Raw genomic sequence first — 8,840 nt, 5'->3', positions numbered from 1 at the left:
GAGCGTGAAGACCTCCACCAACGTCCCACTGGCCACCCAGGGCACCGACGCCGGGAAGAAGATCGTCGGCCGCAAACGCGGCATCATCACCGACACCCTCGGCCTGCTCCTCGCCGTCATCGTCACCGCCGCCAGCACCAGCGACAACACCATCGGCATGGACCTGCTCGACCAAGCCACCACCGCCTACCCCACCCTGACCAAGACCTGGGTCGATACCGGCTTCAAGAACCGCGTCGTCGAACACGGCGCCGCCCTCGGCGTCGACGTCGAGACCGTCACCAAAGACCCGCAGGTCAAGGGCTTCAGCGTGGTCAAACGGCGATGGGTCGTCGAACGCACCATCGGCTGGCTCATGCACCACCGCCGACTCGTCCGCGACTACGAAACCCGACCCGACAACTCCGCCAGCATGATCACCATCGCCATGATCGACAACCTCGCCAAACGCCTCACCACCGAAACCACCCCAACCTGGCGAGACGACTAAACCACAACGCACGCAAAATACGTGAATCAGACGTCCTCTGAGGGCTGGTGACGCCGGAGCCGGTGAGCCGTACGACGGGTGGAGGTGATTTCCGCGCGCATCTTTGCGTAATTTCACGGATCTGCGCTCACCTACTCATTGCCTAGCATCCATATCACTGCCTGTCACATGGCGATCACCTCATGCTAGGAGGTTGGTAGTGACATCACGTGGAGTCGTGCCATCGGGACGGCGTACGCGGTTACTCGCCGTGGTCGCGGTCATCGGTGGGCTGCTCGTCAGCGGACAACCGGCGCTGGCCGCAACATCGACCGCCGACGACAACGCCGTGACCTTGCCGGTGGCGCGAAGTGAAGGTTGGCAGCCCGATATCCAGACGCCTGACCCGGTGACCCTTCCAGGCACCACCAAGAAGATCACGCCGTTCGCGACACCGCTGAAGCCGCAACAACCCAAGGCGCTGCCGGGTGCCACGAAGGGCCCCGGCGCCACGCTCAAGGTGGACAGCGCGGCCCGTGCGGCGATCCGCAAGGCGGACGAGCCGACCTTCCGTGGAGTTGCGCCGCAGGCCGGCCCCGACGACCCGCCGGGCGGGTTGTACTGCACCGAGGCGATCACGCGGAGCGGCTCCGTCAGCGGCGCGCCCAATCAGACCAACTACGCGGCGAACATCTCCTACCTGGCGGAGTTCGGTTGCAACTTCTGGCTGAGCGCGGCCTACATCGCCAGCGGCGTGATCGACCGGAGCCGCTTCGACGGCCAGTTCCTCTACACCACGGCACCCCAGTCGTACGGGCAGACCTACTACGGCGCGACCTCGGGCGGCCTCAGCATCCCCGGCGAGATGTTCGACGGTGGTCGCAGCGTGGAGATCGCCTTCGAGCTGTACCTGTTGGCACCGGCCGGTGTCTACTGGGGTGGCTGCTTCCCCATTCCCGGGCTGCGCTACCTGCTGTGTGAGGGGCTCGGCACCAACCTGCTGCACATCGTGCTGGGCACCGGGGCGTTCGGGACCGGGCTCCAGCCCCCGGTGATCCGGTATGTCGCACTCGGTGACTCCTACTCCTCGGGCACCGGCGCTCCGCCGTACTCCCATGAGGAGTGCCGGCGGTCGTCCTTGACCTACTCGAACCTCATCGCCGGGACGATCCTGTCCGGGCTGCCGGTGGACCGGCCGACCCTGGCGGCGTGTCACGGCGGGAAGATCGTCGACTTGTACGCGAGCCAGCATCCCGGCGTACCACCTCAACTGGACGCGATACAGCCACACACCCGGCTCGTCACGCTGACCATCGGCGGCAACGACCTCGACTTCTCGCTCAAGCTCACCGGCTGCTACCTGGGTGCTGATTGTTCCGGGTCGGGACCGTTGGTCACCCAGCAGCAGCTGGATCAGGTCCGAGTCCAGCTCACCGCCCTGTACCGACAGATCAGGGCGGAGATGCACCCCAACGGGAGGCTGATGGTGCTGAGCTACCCGGCCGTCGTGCCCAACCCGGACGACCCCGCGGACCCGCCGCCGACCCAGGACCGCTGCCCGAACCTGGGCGGCAATCTCATCGAGAGCGAACGACGAGCGATCTACACCGCGACCGCCCAGACCGATCGGATGATCCGGGACGCCGTGCTGGCCACCGGCGACTCGCGGGTCACCTACGTCAACGGCCTGGAGCTGTTCCGCGGCCACCGGCTCTGTAGCACCAGCGGCGTGTGGGCCCACGGCCTCACCTCACCGGTGAGCGACTCGTTCCACCCCAACGCCTCGGGCTACCAGGCGATGGCGGCCCGGCTGGCCCAGGTCCTTCCCCCGCTCTGACGCACCGCCGGACGTCCAGCGGCCGACCGACCCCGGCCGGGCCCTCCCGTCGGGCATCCCTGGTCCGCCAGGGGTGCCCGACACCGGTTTCGCCGCTCGCGCCCGGCGCTGGCTCGCAAGGTGGCCGGGGGCGGACGGGGTCTGATCACGCCTCCGGGTTGGCCGGTAACACCACACCGCCTCCGTCGCGCAGCAGGGCGGCCAGGGTGGCCCGTGAGCTGACCCCCAGCTTGCGGTACACCCGGGTCAGATGGGCCTCGACGGTTCGTTCGGTCACGTAGAGGCGCATCGCGACGGCGCGGTTGGTGAGGCCCTCGGCCACCAGGACAGCGACCCGGTGTTCGGCCTGGGTGAGGTCGGGTCCGGCGGCAGCGCTCCACCGCCGCTGTCCGGCGCCGTGTCGGCGTTGGGCGTTGACCACCTGCTGGAGCAGCCACGCGGAGGACAGGCGTTCCGCGAGCGACCGGGCGAGGTGGATGTGTTCCCGAGCGGGACCGCTTTCGCCCAGGGCTTCGAGACAGTCCGCCACCGCCACGTGTGCCTGCCCGAGTGACAGGTCGGCCTGCCGGTCGGCGAGGAGTTCGGTGGCGCGCTGGGCTGCGACCAGGGCGTCGGCGGGGTTCCGGCGGGCGAGCAGCACGCTCGCGGTGGCCAGGTGGGCCTCGGCCTGCCGGACCTCCAGGCCGAGGGCGGCGGCGGCCTCCTCGGCCCGCTGCGACCAGGCGTACGCCTCGTCGATGAGGCCACCGGCGACCAGGAACTCGGCGTGTCCGGCGAGCCACTTGGGTTGCATGTCCCGGCGGCGGAACTTCATCCGGCCGGGCTGCACGAGCACGCTGGTCAGGTGTCGGGCCTCGGCGTGTCGCCCCTGGGCGTACCGGATGTGTGACAGGACCGCCACCGCGATGTCGTACAACGTCGGGTCCTGGCGGGCCTCCCGGACGGCTTGCTCACCGACCGGGGCTGCGGCCTTCGGGCCCGCGTGCCAGAGCAGCGCCATCGCCCGGTAGGTGAGCGCGATCGTCACCGCTGGCCGGGCACCCACCGACCGGCCGGCCCGTTCCGCCTCGATCGCCACGCTGATCGCCTCGTCGAGTCGCCCGCTGGCGGCGGCGATCCGGGCGTGTCCGGCGAGCAGTCCGGGCAGCACGTGTGCCTGGCCGTGTTCCCGGGCCAGTGCGACCGCCCGGGTGAGGTGTCGCAGGGCGCCTTCCTTGTCCAGTACGGTGCCCTGCACCCAGGCCAGCCATTCCGGGACGTCGAGACAGCCGGCGAGGGCGCGATCCGACATGGCGTCGACGAGTGCCTCGGCGGCGCGCAACTCGCTGCCCGCGACGTCGGTGACCCCGTGCGCGGCGGCGCGCGCGGCGAGGGTGGTCCTGGCCACGGCGGCCAACGGTGGGTTCGTCTCCATTTCGGTCGCCGCCTGGATGTCGCTGACCAGGGGATTCAGGTCGTCCCACCGGCCGTGTCGGGCGGCGAGCCGCCCCTGTGCCACGGAGAGCTGGGGCCGTAGGCGCTTCACCGTCGTGGCGTGCTCCCCGGCCAGTCGGGCCAACGCCGGGACGCCGGTGCCGAGTCGGTCGGCCAGGTCGGCCCGCAACACCGCCGAGGCGAGCCGGGTGTCGGGCCCGGGTGGCGCGCCGTGTGCCGCCTCCGCGAGTCGCAGCGCCCCGGTCAGGTCACCGGCTGCCGCCGTGGCCCGGGCCTCGGTCAGCAGCACGTCACCGAGGGCCACCGAGTCGTTCGGCGGTACCACGGTGGCCGCGAGGCGAGCCAGCCTCGCCGCCATCGCCGGATCGAGCGTCAACAGTTCGTGGGCGGTGTTGTTGATGCCCCGGTGCCGCGTGGCGGCCCGGCCGGCCTGAAACAGGTGCCACCCCCGGATACGCGGGTCCGCACCGCGTCGGCGTAGTACCGCGTCGGCGCGCAGGTGTGCCCGGGCCCGCCACCCGACGGGAGCGTCCTGGTATGCCGCGGCCCGGACCAGGGCGTGTCGCGGGCGCAGGATGCTCTCGTCGGCGCCGTACCGGAGCAGGTCCATCCGGACGAGCCGGTCGAGCGCCTCGACGGCCGCCGCCCGGCGCTGTTGGCCGACCTCCGCCACCAGCGCCGGGTCGGCCGCTTCGCCGAGGACCGCCATGGCGTGCAGCGCCCGTCGGGTCGACTGGTCCGCCAGGTCGGTCTCCGGCCCCAGGAGCCCGGCCAGCAGCTTGGACGGACCGATCTCCGCAACCCGTTCGAGCGCGACGCTCCCGTCGGTGTCGACCAGATCCGGGTGGGCGGCAAGGACGGCGAGCAGCCCCGGCAGCCGTCCGCCCACGGCGGCCAGCGTCGCCCGTCGGGCTGCCGGCAGCTCGGAGGGGAGCAGCGCATCGGCCGTCTCCTCGGGCAGCGCCCCCAGCGGCACGGCCATCTGCCGTATCCCCGCGCCGAGATCGGAGAGCAGGTGGAGCAGGCTCCGGGACGCCTGTCGGGGCCGATATGCGCAGACCACGGCCAGCCGTCCGGGGGGTGCGGCGTCGCCCAGGAGACGCCGTAGTGCGGCCACCGCCGGTTCCGCCCGATGGGCGTCGTCGAGGACGGCGACGACGGGACGGACCCGGCTGAGCCGACCCAGCCGGGCGAGCGCGGCGGGCGTCCACCGGTGGGCGGTCAGGTCGACGTAGAACTCACTCGGCAGGTGACGGAGCAGGTGGGTCAGGAAGGCCGTCTTACCGGCGCCCGGATCACCGGTGATCTCGACGAGTGTGGGTCTTCTCGGTACGAGCACGGCCAGGACGGCTCGGACCATTGCGAGTTCCTCGTCCCGTCCCGCCAACATGGACATTCGCTCACCATAGGCCGTCCGGACAGGGGATCGAGGTACGGGATTTCCCCAATGCTCCCGGCGGCACGCGCTGGCAATCATGTGCGCGGTTCCCGCCCATCGGCGGGAATTGCAGTTACAGCTAACGGTGAGGAGTCCTGATTTGCCCAGGAAACGATGGCGTCGGCTGTTGGTGCCGGTGCTCGCGATGTCGCTGGTGGTGTCCGGAATCGGTGGTCCGAACGCGGCCATCGCCCGCCCCTCCGAGGACGGGGCGCCGGCCGCCGTGACGGCGGCGCAGACCGTGGGTACGGCTGCGGACGGCGCGGAACTGGTGCGTGGTGTCTTCTTCATGCAGGGCGAGGTGGGCCGGAAGCTGGAGCGGCTGCCGTACGTCTTCATGGACGAAGAACGCCTGCGCAAGAACCGGTCGCCGGAGGCGGTGGCGGCGGTCAGCCGGCTGATCGAGGCTGCTGAGGCGGCCCAGCCCGGCATGCTTGCCAGCGTCTCCACCCGGATGCGCAGCGGTGACCCGTACCAGGTCGAGGAAGCGCTCACCGAGGCCGGTGCGGCGCTGCAGACGGTGATGGTGGAGCAGCCCACGCTCATCGACGACGACAAGACCTCAATCGAGACCGTCGTGGCGGTGGTGAACGCCGGAGCCTATGCGGTCGCGGCGGCAGTGGTGGTCGCGATCGCGGCCGTGATCGTCTTGCTGGCGCTGATCAACACGCCGCAGTTGCCTCGGGACGGCAGCCGGTCGCTGGAGGTCGAGCGGCTGATGGCCCTGTTCGCCACCGAACTACGCACCATCTGAACCCGGTGCGGGTGGGCTCGTGCCCACCCGCACCACTTCTTCCACGAGGAGATGACATGGCGGACAACCGGAACCAGGTGGTCGTACCCCGCCGTCCCGTGTTCTGGATCGGGCTACTGGTGGGCCTGATCGCCCTGTTCGACCTACAGACGTTCCTGCCCACCAACGCGATCACGCTGCCCGGACAGCACCAGGCCACCTCGGTGTTCCGGGTGCTTCTGCCCCAGGGCTGGGCGTTCTTCACCAAGTCACCCCGCTCCCCCGACCTCGCCGTGCACGCGATCCGACCGGACGGCCGACTGGAGAACATCACCGCGGGCGCCAACGCCGAGCCCCGGTACGCCTTCGGGCTCGACCGGTCCGCCCGCGCGCAGCCCACCGAACTGGCCCTGCTGGTGTCCCAGGTTTCCGCAGATGCCTGGCAGCAGTGCCGGCAGCCGACCGAGGCGTGCCTCGGCGAGGGGGCGTCGACGTCGGCGAACCCGGTCCGCAGCCAGAAGGACACCCCGACGGTGTGCGGTCCGGTCGTCATCGCCCGTACCGAACCGGTGCCCTGGGCCTACCGGGACCTGGTCGCCGGTGAGTTCCGGTTCACCCACGTCGTCCGGCTGGAGGTGTCGTGTTGAGCCGCCGTCGTCCCGGCTTCTCCGTCGCGGTGCCCTGGGGGTCCTGGCTCGGGCTCGCCCGTACGCTGCTCGCCACCTCGACCGCCGCGACCCTGGTGTTCAACGACGTCGGAACACTGTTCACCCCCCTTGTCGGGGCGGGGCCGGGGCCGCACTGCGTCGGCCCGGGCAACATCGGCGCGTTCTGCCTCGCCGGGCCGGAGCACGCGGAACTGGTGCGCTGGGCGTCGGTCGCGGTGCTGCTGGTGGTGGCGAGCGGGTGGCGTCCCCGGTTCACCGCCCTGCCGCACTGGTGGATCGCCTTCAGCCTGAGCACCAGCATGTCCATTCCGGACGGCGGCGAGCAGGTGAACCAGGTGATCACCCTGCTGCTGATACCGGTCCTGCTGGCCGACTCGCGTCGCTGGCACTGGCAGCCGCCGCCCTCGGCGGACCGGGTGATCCGCCCCGGTGGCCGGGGCACGCTGCTGGTCGCCACGGCTGTGGTCCTGCTCTTCGCGATCCGTCTACAGGTCGCCGGGATCTACTTCCAGGCGTCGGTGGCGAAGTTCAGCAAGCCGGAGTGGGCCGACGGCACGGTGATGTACTACTGGCTCAACCACCGTGGTTTCGGTTCCCCCGGCTGGCTGCAACCCGTGACGGACGCCCTGGTGAACCAGCCGGTGGGGGTGGCCCTGCTGACCTGGACTCCGTTGGCGATCGAGTTCGCGCTGGCCGTCAGTCTGCTGGTGCGTCCCGCCGTCCGGTGGTGGCTGTTGCCGTTCGGGGTGCTGCTGCACATCTCCATCGCGATGCTGATGGGGCTGTGGAGCTTCTCGATCATCATGATCGCCGCGCAGATTCTGCTGCTCGTACCCATGGGGACGCACCTACCCGACACCTGGCGAACGGTCCGGGAAGCGGTCCGTCGGCGACCCGCCCGGAAACCGGAAGCCGATACGCCGGACGTAAACGTGCCGGACGTGGGCTCCCCCTCGACCGAGCGGCGGAAGAAGGATGAGGAACCGACGCTGGCGGGCCAGCTTGTCGGTTAGCGGTCACTCACAGCCCGCGATCTCCCTGCGGGCGGGCGCCCGATCCCGCTCGCAGCCCTCGTCCGAGCCCGGACACGCTGACCTCCCCGGACGGTTGGCGGGTCCGGGCTCGACGAGCGCCACGGCGGTCACGGCCGGATGTCCGCGATCCGGGTCACCTGCTCCTCCTGGACCTGCCGGGCGGTGCACAGGAAGTCGAGGATCGTGGTGAGTTGGTCGGTCGTGTACCGGGCCAGAGCCTCGGAACCGGCGACGCCCACCGGGGCGTAGATCTCGCGCTCGGCGTCACGGGCGGCGTCGGTCGTGGCGACGAGGACGCGCCGCCTGTTGTGCGGGTCCGGGATCCGTTCGGCGAGTCCGGCGCGCTGTAAGCGGTCGATGACCGTGGTCGTGGCGGCCGGGCTGAGCTTCAGCGCGTTGCTCAACTCACCGGCCGACAGTGGCCCGTCGTCCTGTAGCAGCAGATCCAGCGCCCGCAGGTCCGTCCGGTTCAGCCCGAGCGCGGTGGCTGCCGCCTCGTCGAACGCGTCGAAGCTCTGCTGGAGCAGCCGCAGGTGCGTGGCGACGACACCGACCAACTCATCTTTCGACATTCGAAACTTCCTGCTATCGTAATGTTCGATCAGCAAATCGTACCGGATTGGGGGCGGCATGAGTACCGACGACCAGGCGATCATCACCTTGTTCGACCGCCTGATGCAGGCATGGACCGACAATGACGCGGTGGCCTACGGGAGCTGCTTCACCGAGGACTCCGACTACGTCTCCTACGACGGCACCCGCGCGGTCGGCCGGGCACCCATGCAACACGCCCACGACCAGCTCTTCCGTGGCGTACTGGCCGGGTCAGCGCTGGTCGGCGAGGTCGAGTCGATTCGCCACGTCACCCCCGACGTCGCGATCGTCCACGGCACCGCCTCGGTCCTGATGCCATGGCGGTCGACGCTGCCCAAGCGGCGCCGGTCCCGGCAGACCCTGGTCGCCGTACGCACCCCGGACGGCTGGCGGTTCACCGCCCTGCACAACGGTCGAATCCGACCGGTCGGCATCCCCGCCCCCGACTCCGTACCGTCGCGCATGTCGCAGGCCATGGGGCGGTTCGCTCGCGGTCTCGGCCTCGGCCGTCGCGCCACGACAGCCTGACGCCGGTCAGCGCCGACAGCCTCACACCGGTCAGCGCCGCAGGACCGGATACCGGTCCTGCGGCAGTCGATTCCGGCGTCGAACGCCTTGCGGGCACGGTCACTC

The 8,840-nt window shown here is 70.4% G+C and carries 8 protein-coding genes; 6 read left to right on the top strand and 2 right to left on the bottom strand.

Going from position 1 to position 8,840, the window contains the following annotated elements; translation table 11 throughout:
• Both FF096_RS12730 and FF096_RS27280 read left to right on the top strand, forming a co-directional pair.
• Nucleotides 1-490: transposase (locus FF096_RS12730; protein WP_155217541.1), on the top strand; the 490-nt coding region annotated here is incomplete at its 5' end.
• A 199-nt stretch (nt 491-689) separates the two neighbouring features.
• Entirely contained in the window at nt 690-2,306 is a 1,617-nt protein-coding gene (locus tag FF096_RS27280) for an SGNH/GDSL hydrolase family protein (protein ID WP_155217539.1), read from the top strand.
• Between the two features lie 145 nt (nt 2,307-2,451).
• On the opposite strand, the gene FF096_RS12720 is transcribed toward FF096_RS27280, so the two are convergent.
• On the bottom strand, nt 2,452-5,136 hold the full coding sequence (locus FF096_RS12720; protein ID WP_155217537.1) for a LuxR family transcriptional regulator: 2,685 nt from the start codon (nt 5,134-5,136) through the stop codon (nt 2,452-2,454).
• Nucleotides 5,137-5,278: 142 nt separating this feature from the next.
• Here FF096_RS12720 and FF096_RS12715 point away from each other — a divergent pair, with 142 nt between their 5' ends.
• The 3 genes from FF096_RS12715 to FF096_RS12705 are packed head-to-tail and all read left to right on the top strand — an operon-like array spanning nt 5,279 to nt 7,592.
• On the top strand, nt 5,279-5,932 hold the full coding sequence (locus FF096_RS12715) for a hypothetical protein (RefSeq protein WP_155217535.1): 654 nt from the start codon (nt 5,279-5,281) through the stop codon (nt 5,930-5,932).
• A gap of 56 nt (nt 5,933-5,988) precedes the next feature.
• Nucleotides 5,989-6,558: an SdpA family antimicrobial peptide system protein gene (locus tag FF096_RS12710; protein WP_155217533.1), complete on the top strand. Its 570-nt coding sequence runs from the start codon at nt 5,989-5,991 to the stop codon at nt 6,556-6,558.
• Nucleotides 6,555-7,592 carry a sporulation-delaying protein SdpB family protein gene (locus FF096_RS12705; RefSeq protein WP_155217531.1) on the top strand — a complete coding sequence of 346 codons (1,038 nt, stop codon included), beginning with the start codon at nt 6,555-6,557 and terminating at the stop codon, nt 7,590-7,592. Before FF096_RS12710 ends, FF096_RS12705 begins: the two co-directional genes overlap by 4 nt.
• A 128-nt stretch (nt 7,593-7,720) precedes the next feature.
• Here the strand turns inward: FF096_RS12705 and FF096_RS27070 are convergent, their stop codons facing one another.
• Entirely contained in the window at nt 7,721-8,185 is a 465-nt protein-coding gene (locus FF096_RS27070; protein ID WP_155217529.1) for a MarR family winged helix-turn-helix transcriptional regulator, read from the bottom strand.
• Nucleotides 8,186-8,243: 58 nt separating this feature from the next.
• Here FF096_RS27070 and FF096_RS12695 point away from each other — a divergent pair, with 58 nt between their 5' ends.
• The gene (locus FF096_RS12695; RefSeq protein ID WP_155217527.1) at nt 8,244-8,735 is read left to right on the top strand and encodes an SgcJ/EcaC family oxidoreductase; all 492 of its coding nucleotides are present in this window, start codon (nt 8,244-8,246) and stop codon (nt 8,733-8,735) included.
• Nucleotides 8,736-8,840: the final 105 nt, after the last annotated feature.

This window comes from Micromonospora sp. CP22 (genome assembly GCF_009712475.1).
Lineage (GTDB): Bacteria > Actinomycetota > Actinomycetes > Mycobacteriales > Micromonosporaceae > Micromonospora.
The sequence above is the reverse complement of the archived record's forward strand: the minus strand, read 5'-3'. Positions and strand labels throughout refer to the sequence as shown.